The sequence below is a fragment of the Microbacterium sp. NPDC078814 genome, assembly GCF_040702645.1.
GTDB lineage: Bacteria > Actinomycetota > Actinomycetes > Actinomycetales > Microbacteriaceae > Microbacterium.
The window spans coordinates 68374-87759 of record NZ_JBFBLT010000001.1; the positions used below are offsets into that span (position 1 = coordinate 68374).

The 19386-nt window shown below is 71.4% G+C and carries 19 protein-coding genes; 8 read left to right on the forward strand and 11 right to left on the reverse strand.

Features of this window, described 5'->3' with window-relative positions:
* Positions 1-4: 4 nt before the first annotated feature.
* The 4 genes from AB0300_RS00380 to murI form a co-directional block, all read right to left on the reverse strand.
* The gene (locus AB0300_RS00380) at positions 5-925 is read right to left on the reverse strand and encodes a cation diffusion facilitator family transporter (RefSeq protein ID WP_025105315.1); all 921 of its coding nucleotides are present in this window, start codon (positions 923-925) and stop codon (positions 5-7) included.
* Between the two features lie 100 nt (positions 926-1025).
* Positions 1026-1619 carry an RdgB/HAM1 family non-canonical purine NTP pyrophosphatase gene (rdgB, locus tag AB0300_RS00385; RefSeq protein WP_085605999.1) on the reverse strand — a complete coding sequence of 198 codons (594 nt, stop codon included), beginning with the start codon at positions 1617-1619 and terminating at the stop codon, positions 1026-1028.
* A 2-nt stretch (positions 1620-1621) separates the two neighbouring features.
* The gene (gene rph / locus AB0300_RS00390) at positions 1622-2359 is read right to left on the reverse strand and encodes a ribonuclease PH (protein ID WP_025105317.1); all 738 of its coding nucleotides are present in this window, start codon (positions 2357-2359) and stop codon (positions 1622-1624) included.
* A 33-nt stretch (positions 2360-2392) separates the two neighbouring features.
* Positions 2393-3229 carry a glutamate racemase gene (murI, locus tag AB0300_RS00395; RefSeq protein ID WP_060923537.1) on the reverse strand — a complete coding sequence of 279 codons (837 nt, stop codon included), beginning with the start codon at positions 3227-3229 and terminating at the stop codon, positions 2393-2395.
* 63 nt (positions 3230-3292) lie between these two features.
* Here murI and AB0300_RS00400 point away from each other — a divergent pair, with 63 nt between their 5' ends.
* Entirely contained in the window at positions 3293-4618 is a 1326-nt protein-coding gene (locus AB0300_RS00400; protein ID WP_366215261.1) for a nicotinate phosphoribosyltransferase, read from the forward strand.
* 6 nt (positions 4619-4624) lie between these two features.
* Here AB0300_RS00400 and AB0300_RS00405 read toward each other — a convergent pair whose 3' ends face one another.
* From AB0300_RS00405 to AB0300_RS00415, 3 genes are read right to left on the reverse strand one after another with little or no spacing between them, the layout of a single operon-like run.
* A complete protein-coding gene (locus AB0300_RS00405) occupies positions 4625-4891 on the reverse strand; it encodes a DUF3039 domain-containing protein (RefSeq protein WP_025105320.1) in 267 nt (88 codons plus the stop codon).
* 40 nt (positions 4892-4931) lie between these two features.
* Complete coding sequence (locus AB0300_RS00410; RefSeq protein ID WP_366215262.1) at positions 4932-6497, reverse strand: hypothetical protein; 1566 nt, start codon at positions 6495-6497, stop codon at positions 4932-4934.
* Complete coding sequence (locus tag AB0300_RS00415; RefSeq protein ID WP_366215263.1) at positions 6473-7828, reverse strand: ABC transporter ATP-binding protein; 1356 nt, start codon at positions 7826-7828, stop codon at positions 6473-6475. The genes AB0300_RS00410 and AB0300_RS00415 overlap by 25 nt, the downstream gene beginning before the upstream one ends.
* Here AB0300_RS00415 and AB0300_RS00420 point away from each other — a divergent pair.
* The 5 genes from AB0300_RS00420 (at position 7803) to AB0300_RS00440 (ending at position 12421) form a co-directional block, all read left to right on the forward strand.
* Entirely contained in the window at positions 7803-8555 is a 753-nt protein-coding gene (locus tag AB0300_RS00420) for a hypothetical protein (RefSeq protein WP_366215264.1), read from the forward strand. The two genes, AB0300_RS00415 and AB0300_RS00420, sit on opposite strands and share 26 nt — an antisense overlap.
* A 188-nt stretch (positions 8556-8743) precedes the next feature.
* Positions 8744-9436, forward strand: coding sequence for an NTP transferase domain-containing protein (locus AB0300_RS00425; RefSeq protein ID WP_025105324.1), 693 nt, complete (start codon positions 8744-8746; stop codon positions 9434-9436).
* A gap of 79 nt (positions 9437-9515) precedes the next feature.
* The gene (locus AB0300_RS00430) at positions 9516-10505 is read left to right on the forward strand and encodes a hypothetical protein (protein WP_366215265.1); all 990 of its coding nucleotides are present in this window, start codon (positions 9516-9518) and stop codon (positions 10503-10505) included.
* Positions 10506-10583: 78 nt separating this feature from the next.
* Complete coding sequence (locus tag AB0300_RS00435; RefSeq protein WP_025105326.1) at positions 10584-12182, forward strand: acyl-CoA carboxylase subunit beta; 1599 nt, start codon at positions 10584-10586, stop codon at positions 12180-12182.
* Positions 12179-12421, forward strand: a complete 243-nt coding sequence (locus AB0300_RS00440) for an acyl-CoA carboxylase subunit epsilon (protein ID WP_253247416.1) — start codon at positions 12179-12181, stop codon at positions 12419-12421. Before AB0300_RS00435 ends, AB0300_RS00440 begins: the two co-directional genes overlap by 4 nt.
* A 196-nt stretch (positions 12422-12617) precedes the next feature.
* Here the strand turns inward: AB0300_RS00440 and AB0300_RS00445 are convergent, their stop codons facing one another.
* From AB0300_RS00445 to AB0300_RS00460, 4 genes are read right to left on the reverse strand one after another with little or no spacing between them, the layout of a single operon-like run.
* Positions 12618-13640, reverse strand: coding sequence for a hypothetical protein (locus AB0300_RS00445; RefSeq protein ID WP_025105328.1), 1023 nt, complete (start codon positions 13638-13640; stop codon positions 12618-12620).
* A complete protein-coding gene (locus AB0300_RS00450; RefSeq protein ID WP_025105329.1) occupies positions 13637-14872 on the reverse strand; it encodes an ATP-binding protein in 1236 nt (411 codons plus the stop codon). Before AB0300_RS00450 ends, AB0300_RS00445 begins: the two co-directional genes overlap by 4 nt.
* Complete coding sequence (locus AB0300_RS00455; RefSeq protein WP_060923517.1) at positions 14862-15521, reverse strand: response regulator transcription factor; 660 nt, start codon at positions 15519-15521, stop codon at positions 14862-14864. Before AB0300_RS00455 ends, AB0300_RS00450 begins: the two co-directional genes overlap by 11 nt.
* 43 nt (positions 15522-15564) lie before the next feature.
* On the reverse strand, positions 15565-16809 hold the full coding sequence (locus AB0300_RS00460; RefSeq protein WP_366215266.1) for a TRAM domain-containing protein: 1245 nt from the start codon (positions 16807-16809) through the stop codon (positions 15565-15567).
* A 23-nt stretch (positions 16810-16832) separates the two neighbouring features.
* On the opposite strand from AB0300_RS00460, the gene AB0300_RS00465 reads away from it, so the two are divergent.
* Positions 16833-17468, forward strand: a complete 636-nt coding sequence (locus tag AB0300_RS00465; protein WP_062766938.1) for a Maf family protein — start codon at positions 16833-16835, stop codon at positions 17466-17468.
* 78 nt (positions 17469-17546) lie between these two features.
* Positions 17547-19313, forward strand: coding sequence for a biotin carboxylase N-terminal domain-containing protein (locus tag AB0300_RS00470; protein ID WP_062764710.1), 1767 nt, complete (start codon positions 17547-17549; stop codon positions 19311-19313).
* Positions 19314-19386 lie beyond the last annotated feature (73 nt).

Below are 19386 nucleotides of genomic sequence, written 5' to 3' on the forward strand. Positions count from 1 at the left end.
CCGCTCAGGCGTGGTGCGGTTCGCAGTCGCTCTGCTCGGCCGGCTCGATCTGGAACGTGGAGTGCGCGACGTCGAAGTGATCCGCGAGGCACGCCTGCATCTCCGACAGCAGCGCCGCCGAGCGGCCGTCCGCCAGCAGGTCCGGTCGCACGCTGACGTGCGCGGTGAAGACGGGCGCCCCGCGGGTGAGCTGCCACACGTGCACGTCGTGGACCCCGACGACGCCGTCGTAGCCGAGCAGGTGGGTGCGGATCTCGCCGACGGCCATGCCCTTCGGGGCCGACTCGGCGAGCACGGAGAACACCTCCTTGAGCAGCACGAACGCCCGCGGGATGATCATCGCCGCGATGAACAGCGAGGCGAGCGCGTCGGCCGGCATCCAGCCCGTCACGAGGATCACGCCCGCCGCGATGATGACCATGAGCGAGCCGAGCAGGTCGCCCATCACCTCGAGGTAGGCGCCCCGCACGTTCAGGTTCGTGCGCTGGGCCCGGCTGAGCAGCCACATCGACACCGCGTTGGCGACGAGGCCGACGACCGCGACGACGAGCATCAGCCCACCGGCGACCTCGACCTCGGAGGGGTTCAGCAGCCGCTGCACCCCCTGCACGGCGACGACGGTGGCGAGGGCGATGAGGATGACCGCGTTGATGAGGGCGCCGAACACCTCGGCCCGCTGGTAGCCGAACGTCCGGCGGTCGTCCGCAGGACGCGCCGCCACGGTCGCGGCGATGAGGGCGATCACGAGCGCCGAGGCGTCCGTGAACATGTGCGCGGCGTCCGCGAGCAGCGCGAGCGAGCCCGTGAGGAGGGCTCCGACGACCTGCACGATCATCACGGTCGCCGTGAGGGTCAGCGAGATCGCGAGCAGGCGACGGCTGCTCGCCGAACGGAGACCGCCGGGCGCGGGCGCGTGATCGTGCATGCCCCCAGGCTAGCCCGGCATCGGGTGCGGAGAGGCCGTTTCCGCCTAGTCGGGAACAGTAACGATTCTCACCGTCAGCAGGGGTTCTTCTGCGGGATCCTCAGAGCGCGGCGAGCAGCGGCACGAGCGCCGTGAAGGCGCGGGCGCGATGCGACTGCGACTGCTTCTCCTCCGCCGTGAACTCCCCCACGGTGCGCTCCGCGCCGTCGGGCTGGCCGTCCGGGATGAAGATCGGGTCGTAGCCGAAACCGCCGCCCCCGGAGGCTTCGTGGGCGAGGCGTCCGGGCCAGATCCCCTCGACGACGTGCTCGCGACCGTCCGGGAGGACGAGGGCGATGGTCGAGGTGAAGTGCGCCGAGCGATGCGGGTCGGCGATGTCACGCAGCTGGTCGAGCAGCAGCTCCAGATTCGCCGTGGCGTCCTTCTTCTGTCCTGCCCAGTACGCCGAGAACACCCCGGGCGACCCGCCGAGCACGTCCACGCAGATGCCGGAGTCGTCGGCGAGCGCCGCGAGGCCGGTGTGCGCGGCGGCCGCTCGCGCCTTGAGGAGCGCGTTCTCGGCGAACGTCACCCCGTCCTCGACCGGCTCGGGACCGTCATAGCCGACGACCTCCAGGTCGGGCCGCGTCTGCTGGACGATCTGCTGGAACTCCGCGACCTTGTGCGGGTTGTGGGTCGCGAGGACGACGCGCATGCTCAGGCTCCCGCCAGAGCGGCGAGCTGCCGGTCCTTCAGCTCCGCGCAGCCGGCGACCCCGAGGTCGAGGAGCGCGTCGAGCTCGCGCTTGTCGAACGGCGCTCCCTCGGCCGTGCCCTGCACCTCGACGAACAGGCCGCGGCCGGTCACGACGACGTTCATGTCGGTCTCGGCCCGCACGTCCTCGACGTAGGCGAGGTCGAGCATCGGCTCCCCGTCGACGATGCCGACCGACACCGCGGAGACCGAGTCGAGCAGCGGCGTCGAGTTCTTGCCGATGAACTTCTTGTCCCGGCCCCATTCGATGGCATCGGCCAGGGCGACGTAGGCGCCGGTGATCGCCGCCGTGCGAGTGCCGCCGTCGGCCTGGAGCACGTCGCAGTCGATGACGATGGTGTTCTCGCCCAGCGCCTTGGTGTCGACGACGGCGCGGAGAGCGCGTCCGATGAGGCGGGAGATCTCGTGCGTGCGGCCGCCGATGCGCCCCTTCACGCTCTCCCGGTCGTTGCGGCTGTTCGTCGCGCGCGGGAGCATCGCGTACTCCGCCGTGACCCAGCCCTTGCCCTTGCCGGTGAGCCACCGGGGCACGCCGTTCGTGAACGAGGCGGTGCACAGCACCTTCGTCCCGCCGAAGCTGATGAGAGCCGAGCCCTCGGCCTGCGCGCTCCAGCCGCGCTCGATGGTGATCTCGCGGAGCTGCGAGGTGGAACGGCCGTCGGCGCGGACGATGTCGGTCATGTGCTTCTCTCGGTCGGGGATGGAGCGACGGGCTCAGCGCGCGTCGAGGGCGGAATCGGGAAGCGTGATGACGCCGGTCTGGACGAGCTGCACGTCGCGCACCTCACGGCCCATGAGCCGGTTCGCGAGCGCCGTGAAGTCGTCGGCGGAGTCGCCCGTGGCCTCGTACACGTAGGTCGCGGTGGCGTCGGGCGGCGCCAGCAGATCGCCGCGCACGAGCTGGCGGTACACGTCGCCCGCGGTCTCGTCGTCGCTGGAGACCAGGGTCACGCCCTCCCCCATGACGTAGCTGATGGCACCACGGAGGAACGGATAGTGCGTGCAGCCGAGGACGAGCGTGTCCACGTCGGCCTCCCGCAGCGGCGCGAGGTACTCCTCGGCCACGGCGAGCACCTCGGGGGTCCCGGTCACGCCGGCCTCGACGAACTCGACGAACCGGGGGCAGGCCGCCGTGAACACCTGCAGGCGCTCGTTCACCTCGAGCATGTCCTGGTAGGCCCGCGAGCCGATGGTGCCGACGGTGCCGATCACGCCGACCCGGCCGTTCCTCGTCGTCGAGACCGCGCGTCGCACGGCCGGACCGATCACCTCGACGACGGGCACGTCGTAGCGCTCGCGCGCATCGCGCAGCATGGCCGCGGACGCGGTGTTGCAGGCGATCACGAGCATCTTCACGCCCTGGTCGACCAGCGTGTCCAGCACCTCGAGCGCGTAGCGGCGCACGTCGGCGATGGGCTTGGGGCCGTACGGCGAGTGCGCGGTGTCGCCGATGTAGACGAACGATTCGCGGGGCAGCTGGGCCCGGATGGCCCTGGCCACCGTGAGCCCGCCGACACCGGAGTCGAAGATCCCGATCGGCGCGTCGTTCATGACCCCCAAGCCTACCCGCGTGCGCGGCGCCGCGTGCATCGCGGCGCTCACTAAGCTGAGCGCATGACCACGTCGACGGCGCTGCTCACCGACCGTTACGAGCTCACGATGCTCGCCGCCTCGCTCCGGGACGGCACCGCGTCCCGACCGAGCGTCTTCGAGCTCTTCTCCCGGCGTCTCTCCGGCGGACGCCGTTTCGGCGTCGTGGCCGGCACCGGGCGGCTGCTCGGGTTGCTCCGTGACTTCCGCTTCGGGGACGACGAGTTGCGCTTCCTCCGCGACGAGCGCGTCGTCGACGCCGAGACCCTCGCCTCCCTGGAGCGCTACCGTTTCACCGGGACCGTCCGCGGCTACCGCGAGGGCGAGCTCTACTTCCCCGGGTCGCCCATCCTCACGGTCGAGGGTTCGTTCGCGGACGCGGTGGTCCTGGAGACGCTGGCGCTGAGCGTACTCAACCACGACTCCGCCGTCGCCACCGCCGCCGCGCGCATGAGCATCGCCGCCGGGGAGCGACCGCTCGCCGAGATGGGCTCGCGCCGCGCGGCGGAGCGCTCCGCCGTGGCCGCGGCGCGGGCGGCCTACATCGCCGGCTTCGGCGCCACGAGCAACCTCGAGGCCGGTCGCTCCTGGGGCATCCCGACCATGGGCACCGCCGCCCACTCGTGGACCCTGCTGCATGACAGCGAGGAGGACGCCTTCCGCGCGCAGGTCGAGAGCATGGGCGTGGACACCACCCTCCTCGTGGACACCTATGACATCCGCACCGGCGTCGAGACCGCGATCCGGGTGGCCGGGACCGGGCTGGGCGGCGTCCGCATCGACTCCGGTGACCTTCCGATCGTCGCCGCAGAGGTGCGCGCACAGCTCGACGAGCTCGGCGCCACCGAGACCCGCATCACGGTCACGAGCGATCTCGACGAGTACGCGATCGCCGCTCTCGCCGCGTCGCCCGTGGACGCGTACGGCGTGGGCACGTCCGTCGTGACGGGTTCCGGATATCCCACCGCGAGCATGGTCTACAAGCTCGTGGCCCGGCAGGATGCCGACGGCTCGTGGATCGGGGTCGCCAAGGCGTCCGCCGACAAGGCCTCGTTCGGCGGCCGCAAGGCGGCGTTCCGCACGCTCAGCGACGGAGTCGCCGCGGCGGAGACGGTCGTCGTCTCCGACGGGTTCGAAGCACTCGACACGCCTGCCGAGCACCCGGACGGACGCCCGCTCCAGGTGACCCTCGTCGACGGCGGGGAGATCGACAGCGCCTTCGAGGGTGCTGCAGGGACCGCCGCTGCTCGCGCACACCACCTGCGCATCCGCGAAGAGCTGCCGGTGCGCGCCCTCGCGCTCAGCAAGTCCGACCCCGCGATCCCGACGGTCTACGTCGAGGCCGACTGACCGGGGTCAGCGGACCATCGACTCGTAGATCTCCTTGCACGTCGGGCAGATCGGGAACTTCTCGGGGTCGCGGCCCGGCGTCCACTTCTTGCCGCAGAGGGCGCGGACGGGCTTGCCCGTGATCGCCGACTCGAGGATCTTGTCCTTCTTGACGTAGTGCGAGAAGCGCTCGTGGTCGCCCGGTTCGATGTTCTCCTCGCGGAGGAGTTCTTCCAGTTCGCGATCAAGCGTTGCCACGCCGCCCTGATCGGGGCTGTCCAGCGGAGTACTCATCCCGCGATTCTAGCCGCGTCTCCCCCTCGGCGGGGCGGTCTCACGCGGTCTCGACGAACTCCATCAGACGTTCGCCGCTGCGCTCGAAGATGCGGCCGCCGAGCACGGCTCCCCCGAGGAACACCGCGATCCCGGTGAGGATGCCGACCCAGAACGCCGCGGGCGCGTAGCCGGAATCGGCGACGATGCTCGCCGCGAACAGCCACATCGTCGGCACACTCAGCACGATCGCGCCGAGGAACGCCGCAGCGGGCCCGTACACGCCGCGGGACGTCGGCCGCTGCGGCTGCTGGAACGGGCTGTCCCCCGGGCGGGAGACCGCGTAGGGCGCGACCACGGACACCACGCTCGAGATCCCGAGGGCGCTGAACAGCAGACTCGCTCCGAGACCGACGAGCGGCAGGAGGAGGCTCCACCGACCGGCGAGGAGCAGCGAGAGCGGCACCGCGATCGCCAGCACGGGGACGGCGACGAGCAGCACCGGCACGAGGCGCCCGAGACGGTCGGGAAGACCGCGGACGCCGCTCGCGACGTGGGTCCACAGGGCCGTGGAATCATAGGCGACGTCGTTGTGGGGCAGCCAGCCGAAGAACAGGGCCATGACGGGCACGGGCACGAGGGCGGCGATCTCGACCGGCACACCCGCGACGATGAGGGGGAACACGGTGAGCACGCCGGCCACCGGCACCACGATGATGTTCATGATGTACCGGCGGTCGCGCAGCCAGTACACGAGGCTCCGCGCCGCGATGGCGCCGAAGGCGTTCGAGGGCAGGAGACCGAACCAGCCGAGTCCGCTCCGTTCCCGTGCCGCCACCGGACGCTCGGTCGTGGTGAGCAGGCGACGCACGAACCAGGTCCAGGCGAGCCACAGCAGGGCCAGGGTGACGACGGCCACGAGGCCGCTGACCCAGGCCGCGGCCGTCTCCCCTTCCGCCGCCGCGAACATCGCCGCCGGGGAGGCGGCGAGCGGGGTGAAGCCGATCACGGAGGTCAGGGTCGCCAGCGATGCCGGCACCTCGCCGTCCCAGCGGAGGGAGCCGAGGAACACGGCGACGGGGAACGCGATGACGATCAGGGCGAGGGCGAACAACGCGGTCAGCTCCCGGGAGCGGCGCTCCGGAAGCAGGAGCGCGTTGAGCGCCATCCCCACCCGCGAGAGGAGGATGGTCGACAGCAGCCCCATCAGCGCCAGGAGGACGGCCGGGAGCCACGGCGCGCCGGCCCTGATCGCGACGACGGTCACGCTGATGTAGACCGCGAGGAGTGCGAGGCTCGGGACGCTGACGAGCGACGCGATCGCGAGCACCCAGGGCATCTTCCGCTCGTCGACGCCGAACACCGCGAAGCGCCGCGGATCGAGCTGGTCGACGGCCCCCACGAGCAGCGGCCCCACGAGGAAGCCGAGCAGGACGGCCGCCCCGCCGAGCACCGTCACCGCCTTGGATACCGGGACGGGGGCGCCGCCGAGGCTGAACACCGCCACGCACACCACCACGGTGACCGCGATCACCGCGCCGAAGGAGAGCAGGGTGCGCACCCGGTGTTCCCCGCGCAGAGCGCCCAGGAGGAGCGCGAACCTCAGTCGGAGAACGTGTGCAGCCACTCGAGCCCCTCCACCTCGCCGCTGGAGCCCGCGAGCTCCACGAATCGGGACTCGAGCGTCTGGCCCGCGCGCACCTCGTCGATCGTGCCCTCGGCGAGCACCTCGCCGTTCACGATGATCGCCACCCGGGAGCACACGCGCTCCACGAGGTCCATGCCGTGGCTCGACAGGATCACCGTGCCACCGTGCGACACGTACGCCCGCAGGATGTCGAGGATCACGGCGGACGACACGGGGTCGACGGACTCGAACGGCTCGTCGAGGACGAGCACGCGGGGCGAGTGGATCATCGCGCCCGCGAGCATGATCTTCTTCGTCATGCCGGCCGAGTAATCGGACACCACCCGGTTCAGGGCGTCGCCGAGGTCGAAGGCCCTGGCGAGGTCGCCGGTGCGCTTCTCGATGACGTCGGCGGCGAGCCCGCGGAGCAGTCCGTAGTAATAGAGCAGCTGACGCCCGGTGAGGCGGTCGAAGGTGCGCAGCCGGTCGGGCAGCACGCCCATCACGCGCTTCGCAGCGAGCGGGTCGGTCGCCTGGTCGATGCCGCAGATGAGGACGCTGCCCTCGTCGGCGCGCAGGAGGCCGGCGACGATCGACAGGGTCGTGGTCTTGCCGGCGCCGTTCGGCCCCACGATGCCGTAGAAGGAGGCCGCGGGCACCGTGAGGTCGATGCCGTCGACCGCGCGGTTCTCGCCGAACTGCTTCACGAGGCCGCGGATGCGGATGGCCTCGGTGCCGGGCTCCGCCGCCGCGTCGTCATCGGCTTCCGCCGGCGGCTCCTCGGCGATCACCGCGTCGACCACCTCGACGATCTCGACCTCCGCGACGCGGCCGTCTTCGGGCGCGGGCTCCGTCGTCACCGGCAGAGCGGTGTCGGATACCTCGACGGCGGGCTCCGTGGCACGGTCCTCGGTGACCGCGGGGTCCTCGACGAGCGTCGCAGCTTCGGCGGTTCCGTCGTCCGACGCCGTCTCGGCTGAGGCGGTGTCGATGGCCTCTGCGGACGCGGTCGGCGACGACACGGCGCCGGAGTCCTCCGGCTGCGTCTCCGCAGCGACCTCGGCGTCCGCGGCCTGTGCTTCCGCCGCCTCTGCTTCCGCGGCTTTCGCGGCAGCCGCCTTGGCCGCGGCCGCCTTCGCCGCCGCGGTCTTGGCGGCGGTGGTCTTGGCCGTCGTCTTGGCCGCCGATGCCTTCGCGGCGGCCGTCTTCGCCGCCGCGGCCTTGGCCGCAGCGGTCTTGGCGGCCGTCGTCCTGGCGGCAGCCGTGCTCGGCTTCGTGGTCGTCGCGGACGGACGCTTCGAGCCGGTGGTGCGCGCCGCGGTGTTCTTCATCGCGGCCGTTCGGGCTGCGGAGGCCGTGCGCGCAGCGGCGGGATCCACGCTCGCTGCGGGCGTGGGCTCCACCACGACCTCGGACGAGGGGGCCGCCTTCTCGGCCGCGGCCTTGGTCGGCGCGGCGGCCGGCTTCTTCGCCGCGGGAGACTTCGCCGCGGGTGCCTTCGCCGCCGCGGACGACTTCGTCGTGGACGACTTCGTCGTGGAGGACTTCGTCGTGGTGGTCTTCGCCGAAGCGGCCTTCGCACCCGCGGTCTTGCCTGAGGTCGACGTCGCACCGGTGGCCTTCGCCGCAGGCGACTTCGCGCTCGCGGTCTTCGCCGCAGGGGTCTTCGCCGCCGGGGACTTCGCAGCGGTGGACGTCGAGGCCGCGGTCTTCGCGCTCGTCGACTTCGCGCTCGCGGTCTTCGCCGCAGGGGTCTTCGCCATCGAGGTCTTCGCCGCAGGGGTCTTCGCCATCGAGGTCTTCGCCGCGGTCTTCTTCTTCGCCGTCGACGCGTCCGCGGCGGACGTGCCGGCGGTCGAGGTCGCGGCCGCCTTCTTCGCTGCGGCAGAGGACGAGGCGGGCCTCTTGGCGGCCGGCTTCCGAACGGGCGCGGGGGCCTCGGCCGGAGTCTCGGCTCCCTCTGCCTGGGGGGTGGGGTCATCAGGGGAGGAAGTCACCGTCCTACGGTATCAACGGGTGGCTGAGAGCCAAGGCCCCACGCGCGATTCCGCCGCCTGAACCCCTTCTCCGCCGGTTTTGCAAGGGGGTTGTCGTCCCTGTGCGTTGCGTGTGTACTCGGTCACGAAATGGCAACGGGGCCCACCTGGCCCCGGGCTTTCCAGGGGGAATCGCTACCATGTTTCCCGGCACGACGAAGTGTCTGGTCGGTGAACCGGCCGTGAACACAACTTCCTTTAGGAGTATTCGTGACTCTTCAGACCGTCATCCTCGCCGCGGGCATGGGCTCCCGCCTCGGCCGCGCGCTGCCCAAGCCGCTCACCGAGCTCAGCGACGGCCGCACGATCATGGGCCAGCAGCACGACAACATCCGCGCCGCCTTCGGCTCCGACGCCCGCATCACCACGGTGGTGGGCTACCGCGCGGAGACGATCATCGAGGCCTTCCCCTCCGTGAACTACGTCCACAACGACCGCTACGACGAGACGAACACCTCGAAGAGCCTCCTGCGCGCCCTGGGCGCCACCGGCAGGAGCGGTGTGCTGTGGATGAACGGCGATGTCGTCTTCGACCCGATGATCCTCGGCCGCGCGGCCGCGTACATCGAGCGCGACCAGTCGTTCGTCACCGTCAACACCGCCAAGGTCAGCGACGAAGAGGTGAAGTACACCGTCACCGCGGAGGGCTTCATCAAGGAGCTGTCGAAGTCCGTCAAGGGCGGCCTCGGCGAGGCGGTCGGCATCAACTACATCTCCTCCGGCTTCAAGAAGGCGTTCATGCGCCAGCTGCAGCGGGTCGAGGATCAGGACTACTTCGAGCGCGGTCTCGAGCTGGCGATCGCCGAAGACGGCCTGCTGCTCGAGCCGATGGATGTCTCCGACCTGTACGCGGTCGAGGTCGACTTCGCGGAAGACCTGGAGCGAGCGAACCTCTTCGTGTGACGCTCCCCTCCGAGAGCCCCGTTCCGCCACGGACCGGGGCTCTCGGTGTTTTCGCGGTCGCGCTTCATAGGATCGGCACATGGCCCCCAAGGTGCACAAGATCCACTCCCTGCCGGACGACGCCCCGTGGGACAAGGGCGTGCCCCCGGTCGGCTCCCCCGAGCACCCGATGATGGTCCGTGGGCTCGATCGGGTGCTCTCTATACAGCGCCCGCTGGTCCTCGCCCACATCCGCAGCATCCGGCTGCGCAACCCGCACGCGACCCCCGACGAGATCATCCGGATCCTGGAGCGCCGCTATCTCGCAGCCGTCACGACGGGCGGGGCCGCGGTGGGGGCGACCGCCGTGGTCCCCGGTATCGGCACGGGCATCACGCTCGCCCTCTCCGGCGTCGAGACCGTTGGGTTCGTGGAATCCACCGCCCTCTTCGCGCAGTCGGTCGCCGAGGTGCACGGCATCGCCGTCGGCAACCCCGACCGCGCACGCGCTCTCGTCATGACCCTCATGCTCGGTAAGGAGGGCGTCGACCTCGTCGGACAGCTCGCCCGGCAGGTCACCGGCCGCGGCAGCAGCCGATCCGCGTACTGGGGCGAGCTGGTGACGAAGTCGCTCCCCCGCGCCGCCGTGGGACCGCTCGTGGACCAGCTCAAGGGGATGTTCGTGAAGCAGTTCGCGGCCAAGGGCGGGGCATCGTTCCTCGGCAAGGCGATGCCGTTCGGCATCGGCGCGGCGATCGGCGGCGCGGGCAACCACATCCTCGGACGCCGGGTCCTCACCACCTCGCACCGGGCCTTCGGAGCCGCACCGCTCACCCTCCCCGCGGAGCTGGAGCCCGTACCCGGCGCCGAGAAGGTCGAGCTGCGGATGCTGCGCGGAGCGCGCTACGCCGGCAACGCGGTCGCGGGAGCCGCGGGCACCGTGGCGCGCGGCGCGGGATGGGTCGGGCACCGCGTCGGCGAGATCGCTGGTCGCCGACGCGAGCACCCCTCGGAAGAGCTCGACGCCGGTCCCACCGATGGCGATCACGGGTTGCCGCCGCGACCGGGTTCCGACACGACCGCGGGGTGAGCGAGCGCGCACCTCGCCAAAGGATCCGCCGCCCCGTTGTGCCGATCATCCAACGGACGGCGCGGAGCCGACGCTAGGGTGGAATCCGTGACGGACAAGCCCGACCCCTTTACCACCGCCGGAAAGATCGCGGACCTGCGCGCTCGCTACACCGAGGCCGTCGTCGACGCCGAGGCCAAGGCGAAGGAGAAGCAGCACGCCAAGGGCAAGATGACCGCCCGCGAGCGCATCGAACTCCTCGTCGATCCCGGCAGCTTCGTCGAGTTCGACGAGTACGTGCGGCACCGCACCACCGCGTTCGGCATGGATCGCTCGCGTCCGTACGGCGACTCCGTGGTGACCGGCGTCGGCACCATCCACGGCCGCACGGTCGCCGTGTACTCGCAGGACTTCTCGACGTTCGGCGGCTCGCTGGGCGAGGTCGCCGGGGAGAAGATCGTCAAGATCATGGAGTTCGCCCTGGCGGGCGGCATGCCCTGCATCGGCATCCTCGACTCCGGCGGCGCGCGGATCCAGGAGGGCGTCGTCGCCCTCGGCAAGTACGGCGAGATCTTCCGCCTCAACACCCGCGCCTCGGGCGTGATCCCGCAGATCTCGATCATCATGGGCCCGGCGGCCGGCGGCGCGGTCTACTCCCCCGCCCTCACCGACTTCGTCATCATGGTCGACAAGACCAGCCAGATGTTCGTCACCGGACCCGACGTGATCAAGACCGTCACCGGCGAGGACGTCGGCATGGAGGAGCTCGGCGGCGCCTACACGCACAACACCCGCTCCGGGGTCGCGCACTACCTGGCCGAGGACGAGGACGACGCGATCGACTACGCCCGCACGCTCCTCGGCTTCCTGCCGGACAACAACATGGCGGAGCTGCCCTCGTACGAGAGCGCGTTCGAGTTCGAGACCACCGACGCGGACCGCACGCTCAACACGCTCATCCCGGACTCCCCGAACCAGCCGTACGACATCCACACCGTGATCGAGCACGTCGTCGACGACGGCGACTTCCTCGAGGTGCAGCCGCTGTTCGCCCCGAACATCGTCATCGGCTTCGGACGCATCGAGGGCCGCTCGGTCGGCATCATCGCCAACCAGCCGTCCCAGATGGCGGGAACGCTCAACATCGAGGCCGGCGAGAAGGCGAGCCGGTTCGTGCGCTTCTGCGACGCGTTCTCGGTCCCCATCGTGACCCTCGTCGACGTCCCCGGCTACCTCCCGGGCACCGACCAGGAGTGGACCGGCGTCATCCGCCGCGGCGCCAAGCTCCTCTACGCGTACGCGGAGGCCACCGTGCCGCTCGTGACCGTCATCCTCCGCAAGGCCTACGGCGGCGCGTACATCGTCATGGGGTCGAAGCAGCTCGGCGCCGACGTGAACCTCGCCTGGCCGACCGCCGAGATCGCCGTGATGGGCGGACAGGGCGCCGTCAACATCCTCTACCGCGGGGAGATCCGCAAGGCGGAGGAAGCGGGCGAAGACGTGGCGGCGGTCCGCACGCGCCTCGCGAACGAGTACACGTACAACGTGGCCTCGCCCTTCCTCGCGGCCGAGCGCGGCGAGCTCGACGGGATCATCGAGCCGGCGAACACGCGGGTGGCCATCGCGAAGGCTCTCCGGGCGTTGCGGGGCAAGCGTGCCGAGCTGCCCCCGAAGAAGCACGGGAACATCCCGCTGTGAGCGGCCAGGAACCCGCCGTCGACGGGGCGGCGCCTGCGCCCGTGATGCTGGAGGTCACCCGCGGCACCGCGAACGAGGAGGAGCTCGCTGCCCTCATCGCGGTTCTGGGGGACGCCTATGCGAACGAGCAGGCGGAGGCGACGGTCGAGGAGCCGCGGGTCTCCGCGTGGACCCGCACCCAGCGTCCGCTGCGCCGGCCCCTGCGCCGGGACATCCCCTGGGGACGTTTCGCCGGCTGAGTTCCGGCCCGGATCTTGTCCCCCAAAATACCTACAGACAACCGTTGCTCGGGACCGCAGACTAGAGGAGACGCTTCGCGTTCGGCTGGTCTCTCTGTCCCAGGGTAGACAGACGCTGATCGGCCACCAGCGGACGGTTTTCGGGTAACTGTCCGCACGGCGAGGGGCAGGCGGATTCGCCGCCCCTCGCCCACTCTCATCTCCGCGCGTCGGACGTCGTCCCGCGCCGCTCCCTCGTGATCTCGTGCCATAGGTCCACGGAATCGTCGTCCGATGCCCGCAGACCCGCGCGACCGACGACGGTGACGGCGACGAGCGGGTCTCGTGCGGAGCGGATGATGATGCGCCCCGTCCCGGCGCTGCGGAGCACCGACGCGAGCTCGTCGCGGATCTCCATGCGGCGGCCCTCGTCGACGCCGTCGAGTCCGCCCTCGTCGAACACGGTCACCGAGGCGCCGCGACGGCGGGCGGCATCGATCGCGTTGCGGACGTCGTCGTTCAGCAGGTCCGCCCCGCGCAGCTCGTCGCGGAGGCGCCCCTCGGCGAGCCGCGCCTCCAGCCGCTCGTCCTCGTCGAGCTGGCCGCGTGACGCCACCACCCGGCTGAGGACGGGGCCGGCGACCGCGAGGGCGAACTGGGTACGGAGGCGGCGCTCGCGCTGGCGCACCCGTTGCGTCGCGTGCCAGGCCGACACCGCCTGCTGGATCTCCGACAGGCGCTCCGTGTCGCTCACGGCGCGGTCCCAGAACATCACCAGGAGCTGGGCGACCGCGACCCACATGATCGACCCCACGACGCCGAGATTCAACGCCACTCCGAACCCGAGGGCGGCGGAGGCGGCGACGACGAGCACGACCAGCGTCGCCCAGCCCGCCCACGCGCGGCGACGGACCACGCAGACGATGCCGAGCAGCCCCAGGGCTCCGATGTACCAGGTGGCGAAGGGCGCCGTCCGATCGTCGGGATCCAGCGAGAGGGTGACCAGCACCGGGATGACCGCGCTCGCTCCGAGGGCGAGGAGCGCCGACCACAACGGCATGCGCACCGTGACCGGACTCCCGAGGATCGCGATGTTCACCACCACGAGGTACACGGCGATGGCGAGGACCATGAGCAGCGGAGCCGTCGGCTGCTCGATCCACCAGATCCCGCGGGCGACGAAGTACAGCGCGAAGCCGACGGCGAGCGAGGTGGCGACGCTGCGGACGGTCCGGTTCATGAGCGCTCCCACCCCAGGGTCACGACGGTGCCTTCCGCATCCGAGGAGATGTGCGCGGTCCCGGCCACACCGGCCATGCGGGCGAGGATCGAGGCGCGGATGCCGAGCCGGTCGGGACCGATGGCGTCGACGTCGAAGCCGCCGCCGGTGTCCGAGATCGTCACGGCGATGCCCTCGTCACCGTGACCGACGACGAGGATGTGCAGACCACGACCGTGGGCGTGCGCGACGGCGTTCCCGATCGCCTGGCGGGCGGCGAGCACGAGGGCCCGCGCGGCCCGCCCCGGGACGAGGCCGCTGCCGCCGCGCTCCTCCACGATGGCGTCCGCGCCCAGCTCGGAGAGTGCTCGTCGCAGTTCCACGACGATCTGCGCGGCCCCCACCGGCTCGTCGCTGCCCTCCTCCGCGACCGCCGCCTCGGTGTTCGCGAGCCGCGTGAGGGCCTCCCTGGCCATCGCCACGGCGAGCTCCCGTGCCCGCTCGCCCTCCGCGCGCTCGGCGGCGATGAGAGCCGCGAGGACGCTGTCGTGCATGAGGGCCGACATCGCGACCCTCTCCTCCTCCGCAGCCGCGGCCGCGGCCGCCGTGGCATACGAGGCCACGGCCGTCCCCCGCGCTTCGTCCACGCCCGCGGCGACCGAACGGAACATCCAGCCGAGCGACACGATCACGACGCCGAGGATCAGCGTGAAGGAGACGTCGAACGCCGTCGTCACCCAGAACTCCCGGGAGAACTCCCCCTGCACCAGACGCACGTACCCGTAGACGAAGGGCACGCCGACGGCCCATGCGAACTGCAACCGCACGGGGAAGGCCAGCATCGCCGCCACCACGCCCACGTTCACGAGGAAGAAGATCCACGGCTGGTCGCCCGCCACCTTGTCCGTGGGGTCGACGACGACGGGCCACGCTGCGAGCGCGAGCACGTACACGACGGCGAACACCCCCGCGGCCAGGCGCACGCCGCGTCCGACCAGACAGGCGACGAGCATCGCGGTCAGCGGTAGGAAGACGGCGACGAGCATCGAGATGTGCGGCGCGTCCGCGCGGGACATCGTCTGCACGGCCGCGATCAGCGCCTGCGCTCCGAGCACGGCCGACCCCAGGGCGACGACGATCGCGAGGATGCGCTCCATCCGCTTGCCGGTGAACCGCTCGAAGCCGTTCTCCGCGCTGCCGGGAGAAGGGATCTTGCTCCAGGCGTCGCGGACGCTCAGCGGCTCAGCGGGCACTCGGCGCCCCGTCGGCCGTCACGATGCCGTCCTCCATCGCGCGCCGCAGCAGATCGACCTTGGTGGGCGCCGGCCGACCGACCTCGACGTACTTCACCCGGATCCGGGTGATGTTCTCCTTCGCCGTGGAGTACGCGACGCCGAGACGCTCGGCCACGGCCTTCAGCGGCAGGCCCGTCGCGTACAGACGCAGCACCTCCCGCTCGCGGCTGGACAGCTGGGCATCGGCGAACGCGCGGTCGCCGTCGACCGCACTCGCCCACTCGACGTTGTTCAGCGCCTCGCCCTGCGCCACGGTGCGGATCGCGTCCAGCACGTCGTCGAGGGCCGACGACTTGCTGACGACACCGGCCGCCCCCGCCGCCAGCGCCTCCCGTACCGCTGCGGGCCGGTCGGCGACGCTGTGGATCACGACGCTGGCGCCGTCGGCGACGAGGGACACGACGTTCTCCGTCACCGTCGTCCCGTCCCCCAGCGTCAGGTCGAGCACGACGACGTCGGCCGGCGGGGCACCCGTGGAGGACCGCCACACGAGGTAGGAGCCGACCGTGCTCCCGGTGAACACGACGGTCTGCCCGTCCCTGGCGCACGCGGCCTCGAGGCCGAGGCGGACGGACTCGTGGTCGTCGATGAGGGCGACGGTGCTCATGCCCACAGCCTAGTGAGTCGCGGACCGGGGGCCGGGAATGCGCTCACCGGGTGAGCAGGGCGACGACCTCGAAGTGATGCGAATGCGGGAAGAGGTCGAACCCGCGGAGCGCGTCGACCTGCCACCCCAGGCCCCGGAAGGTACCGAGGTCGCGCGCGAGGGCGACAGGGTCGCAGGCGACGTAGGCGATCGCGGACGGAGCCAGCGCATGCACGCCCTCCACGACCGCGCGCCCGGCGCCGGACCGGGGCGGGTCGAGCACCACCGCCCCCGTCGCGCCCCCGCGCCGCGGCTGCTGCAGGAAGCGGTCGACCCGGGCCGTGACGGCGGTCACGTCGAGCGGGGCGAGGTTCGCGGCGGCGTGCTGCGTCGCGCGGCGGCTGGATTCGACGGTCACGACGTCGGTGCCGCCGAGATCCGCGAGAGTCCGCGCGAACAGGCCCACTCCGCCGTACAGGTCGTAGTGCGTCGCGTCCGGCTCCACGTGTCCGTCGAGCAGCCCGTACACGGCGCCGTCGAGGACGGAGGCGGCGCGGGGGTGCACCTGCCAGAACCCGCCGGCGTCGACGTCGAACGTGCGGTCGCCGACGCGCTCCTGCACCACCTCGGGCTTCGGCCGGGGGCGGCGGTCCCTGGGCGCCCGGCGCTCGGCCTCGGGGTGCCGGAGGATGCGCACGCGACCGTCCGCGGGCTCCACGAGCTCGATGCGCCCCGGCTTCTCGCCCTGCAGGGCCAGGGCGGCCTCGGCGATCGCGGGGCGGGCGAGCGGGTAGGTCGACACCGGCACGACGCGGTGGCTGCGGGCGGCGAAGGGACCGATCCGCCCGGCATCGTCGACGTGCAGGGTCACCCGCGTGCGCCACCCCGTCCCGTCGCCGGACTCCACGGCCTCGATCTCCGGGGCGTCGAGTCCGGGACCGGCGAAGCGGTCGAACACCTCCGCCAGCACCTGTCGCTTGAGCGCGCGCTGGTGGTCGAGCTCGATGTGCCCGAGGTCGGCGCCGCCGGGTCGCTGGGCGGGGTCGTGCGCGACGTCCGCCTCCGGCCAGATGTGCGGCCGGCGATGCGGGGAGGGGTCGAGGACCTCGAGCGTCTCGGCGCGCCAGAAGCTCCGGGTGTCCGGCTCCCCGGCGGCGGGGGACGGATCCAGCAGGCGGGCACGGACGCGCTCGCCCGGAATCGCGTCCGAGACGAAGATCACACGGCCTTCGTGACGGGCGATGAAGGTGCCTCCGTGGGCGATGCCGGTGATGTCGAGATCGAGCACGTCGGCTGCGGAGGAAGTCATCCTTCGAGGATACGGTGGTCTCCATGCGCGTCTGCCTCGCCTCCACCTCCCCCGCCCGGCTCATGCTGCTGCGTCAGGCCGGCATCGAACCCCTCACGCTGTCGCCGGAGGTGGACGAGGACGCCCTCGCCGCCGCGGCCGAGGAGCGCATGGGTCCCGTCGCACCCGCCGACCTGGTGCTGCTGCTCGCCCGCGCCAAGGCCGCGGCCGTCGCCGAGCGGCTGGCCGCCGAGGGCGCGTTCGACGGCATCGTCATCGGCGGGGACTCGATGTTCGCGCTCGGGGAGCGGGTGTACGGCAAGCCCTACACGCCGGAGGAGGCCACGCGCCGGTGGCAGGAGATGCGCGGCGCCACGGGGGTGCTGCACTCCGGGCACTCCGTGTTCCGTGTCTCCCCCGGCGCGGCTCTCGTCGAGGCGACCGCGGTCGCGGAGGCCGCTGTGACGTTCGCCGAGGACATCAGCGATGAGGAGATCGCCGCGTACGTGGCATCGGGGGAACCGCTGCACGTCGCCGGGGCCTTCACCGTGGACAGCCTCGGCGGCGCCTTCATCACCCGGGTCGAGGGCGATCCCTCCACCGTGGTGGGCATGTCGCTGTCCACCGTGCGCCGCCTCACCGCCGACCTCGGGGTCCGGTGGACGGATCTGTGGTCGTAGACTCCCCTCCACGTTTTTCCCTCTTTCTTGTCGAGAGTCGTCAAAAGTATCGGGATGCTACTCGCTAGGCTGGCAACCATGCCTGAAATCGCGAAGGTGCTCGTCGCCAACCGCGGCGAGATCGCCGTCCGCATCGTCCGTGCCGCTCGTGACTCCGGGATCGCCTCGGTCGCCGTCTACGCCGACCAGGACAGGGACGCGCTGCATGTGCGCCTGGCCGACGAGGCGTATGCGCTCGGTGGCGCGACCAGCGCCGAGACGTACCTCCAGATCGAGAAGATCCTCTCCGTCGCCCGCCGCGCCGGTGCCGACGCCGTGCACCCCGGCTATGGCTTCCTCGCAGAGAACGCCGAATTCGCGCGCGCGGTGATCGACGCCGGGATGATCTGGATCGGCCCCTCCCCGGAGGCGATCGAGGCGCTCGGCGACAAGGTCACCGCCCGCCACGTGGCCGAGAAGGTCGGCGCGCCCCTCGCGCCCGGCACCCCCGGCCCGGTTTCCGGTGCCGACGAGGTCGTCGCCTTCGCCCAGGAGTACGGTCTGCCAATCGCGATCAAGGCGGCCTACGGCGGCGGCGGACGCGGCCTCAAGGTCGCCCGCGAGCTCGACGAAGTCGAGGAGCTGTTCGAATCCGCCACCCGCGAGGCCGTCGCCGCCTTCGGCCGCGGCGAGTGCTTCGTGGAGAAGTACCTCGACAAGCCCCGCCACGTCGAGACCCAGTGCCTCGCCGACGCCGAGGGCAACGTCGTCATCATCTCGACCCGCGACTGCTCGCTGCAGCGCCGGCACCAGAAGCTCGTGGAGGAGGCACCGGCCCCGTTCCTCACGCCCGAGCAGAACGAGAAGCTCTACTCGGCGTCCAAGGCCATCCTCAAGGAGGTCGGCTACGTCGGCGCGGGCACGTGCGAGTTCCTCATCGGCGCCGACGGCACGGTCTCCTTCCTCGAGGTGAACACCCGCCTCCAGGTCGAGCACCCGGTGTCCGAGGAGGTCACCGGCATCGATCTCGTCCGCGAGCAGTTCCGCATCGCCGCCGGCGGCACGATCGATTACGACGACCCCCAGCCGCAGGGCCACTCCATCGAGTTCCGCATCAACGGCGAGGACCCGGGTCGCGGATTCCTCCCCCAGCCGGGTCCCATCCACGTCTTCAAGACCTTCGGCGGCCCCGGCATCCGCCTCGACTCCGGTGTGACGGCCGGGGACGCGGTCTCCGGCGCGTTCGACTCGCTGCTCGCCAAGATCATCGTCACCGGCAAGGACCGCGCCGAGGCCCTGGAGCGCGCGCGTCGGGCCCTCGACGAGTTCGAGGTCGCCGGTCTGCCCACCGTCATCCCCTTCCACCGCAAGGTCGTCCGCGACCCCGCCTTCACGGCCGAGGACGGGACGTTCGGGGTGTACACGCGCTGGATCGAGACCGAGTTCGACAACGACATCCCCGCGTGGGACGGCGAGCTGGAGACGCCGGCTCCGGCAAACGCCCGGCACACCGTCGTCGTCGAGGTCGGCGGCAAGCGCCTGGAGGTCAGCCTGCCCGATCGCGTCGCGGTCGCGCCCGGCACCACCGGCCGCCCGGCGGCCGTGCCGCCGTCGCGCCGCAGCCACGCCACTGTCGCCAACGCCGGTGCGTCCGGTGACGCGGTGAAGTCACCGATGCAGGCCACGGTCGTCAAGGTCGCGGTCGAGGAGGGGCAGCAGGTCGTCAAGGGCGACCTCGTCGTCGTCCTGGAGGCGATGAAGATGGAGCAGCCGCTGCAGGCGCACAAGGACGGCGTGGTGGGCAACATCGACGCCGCCGCGGGCACCACGGTCTCCGCCGGCCACCAGCTCCTCACGATCTCCTGACCCCGAGACCCCGCTTTCACGCCGAGACCCCGGGCTGCAGATGTCTGCAGCCCGGGGTCTCGGCGATTGCGCG

Excerpts from the sequence above, each read along its gene's own strand:
- AB0300_RS00380 (WP_025105315.1), bottom strand. The coding sequence starts at position 925 with ATGCACGATCACGCGCCCGCGCCCGGCGGTCTCCGTTCGGCGAGCAGC.
- rdgB (WP_085605999.1), bottom strand. The coding sequence starts at position 1,619 with ATGCGCGTCGTCCTCGCGACCCACAACCCGCACAAGGTCGCGGAGTTC.
- rph (WP_025105317.1), bottom strand. The coding sequence starts at position 2,359 with ATGACCGACATCGTCCGCGCCGACGGCCGTTCCACCTCGCAGCTCCGC.
- murI (WP_060923537.1), bottom strand. The coding sequence starts at position 3,229 with ATGAACGACGCGCCGATCGGGATCTTCGACTCCGGTGTCGGCGGGCTC.
- AB0300_RS00400 (WP_366215261.1), top strand. The coding sequence starts at position 3,293 with ATGACCACGTCGACGGCGCTGCTCACCGACCGTTACGAGCTCACGATG.
- AB0300_RS00405 (WP_025105320.1), bottom strand. The coding sequence starts at position 4,891 with ATGAGTACTCCGCTGGACAGCCCCGATCAGGGCGGCGTGGCAACGCTT.
- AB0300_RS00415 (WP_366215263.1), bottom strand. The coding sequence starts at position 7,828 with ATGAAGAACACCGCGGCGCGCACCACCGGCTCGAAGCGTCCGTCCGCG.
- AB0300_RS00430 (WP_366215265.1), top strand. The coding sequence starts at position 9,516 with ATGGCCCCCAAGGTGCACAAGATCCACTCCCTGCCGGACGACGCCCCG.
- AB0300_RS00445 (WP_025105328.1), bottom strand. The coding sequence starts at position 13,640 with ATGAACCGGACCGTCCGCAGCGTCGCCACCTCGCTCGCCGTCGGCTTC.
- AB0300_RS00455 (WP_060923517.1), bottom strand. The coding sequence starts at position 15,521 with ATGAGCACCGTCGCCCTCATCGACGACCACGAGTCCGTCCGCCTCGGC.
- AB0300_RS00460 (WP_366215266.1), bottom strand. The coding sequence starts at position 16,809 with ATGACTTCCTCCGCAGCCGACGTGCTCGATCTCGACATCACCGGCATC.
- AB0300_RS00465 (WP_062766938.1), top strand. The coding sequence starts at position 16,833 with ATGCGCGTCTGCCTCGCCTCCACCTCCCCCGCCCGGCTCATGCTGCTG.
- AB0300_RS00470 (WP_062764710.1), top strand. The coding sequence starts at position 17,547 with ATGCCTGAAATCGCGAAGGTGCTCGTCGCCAACCGCGGCGAGATCGCC.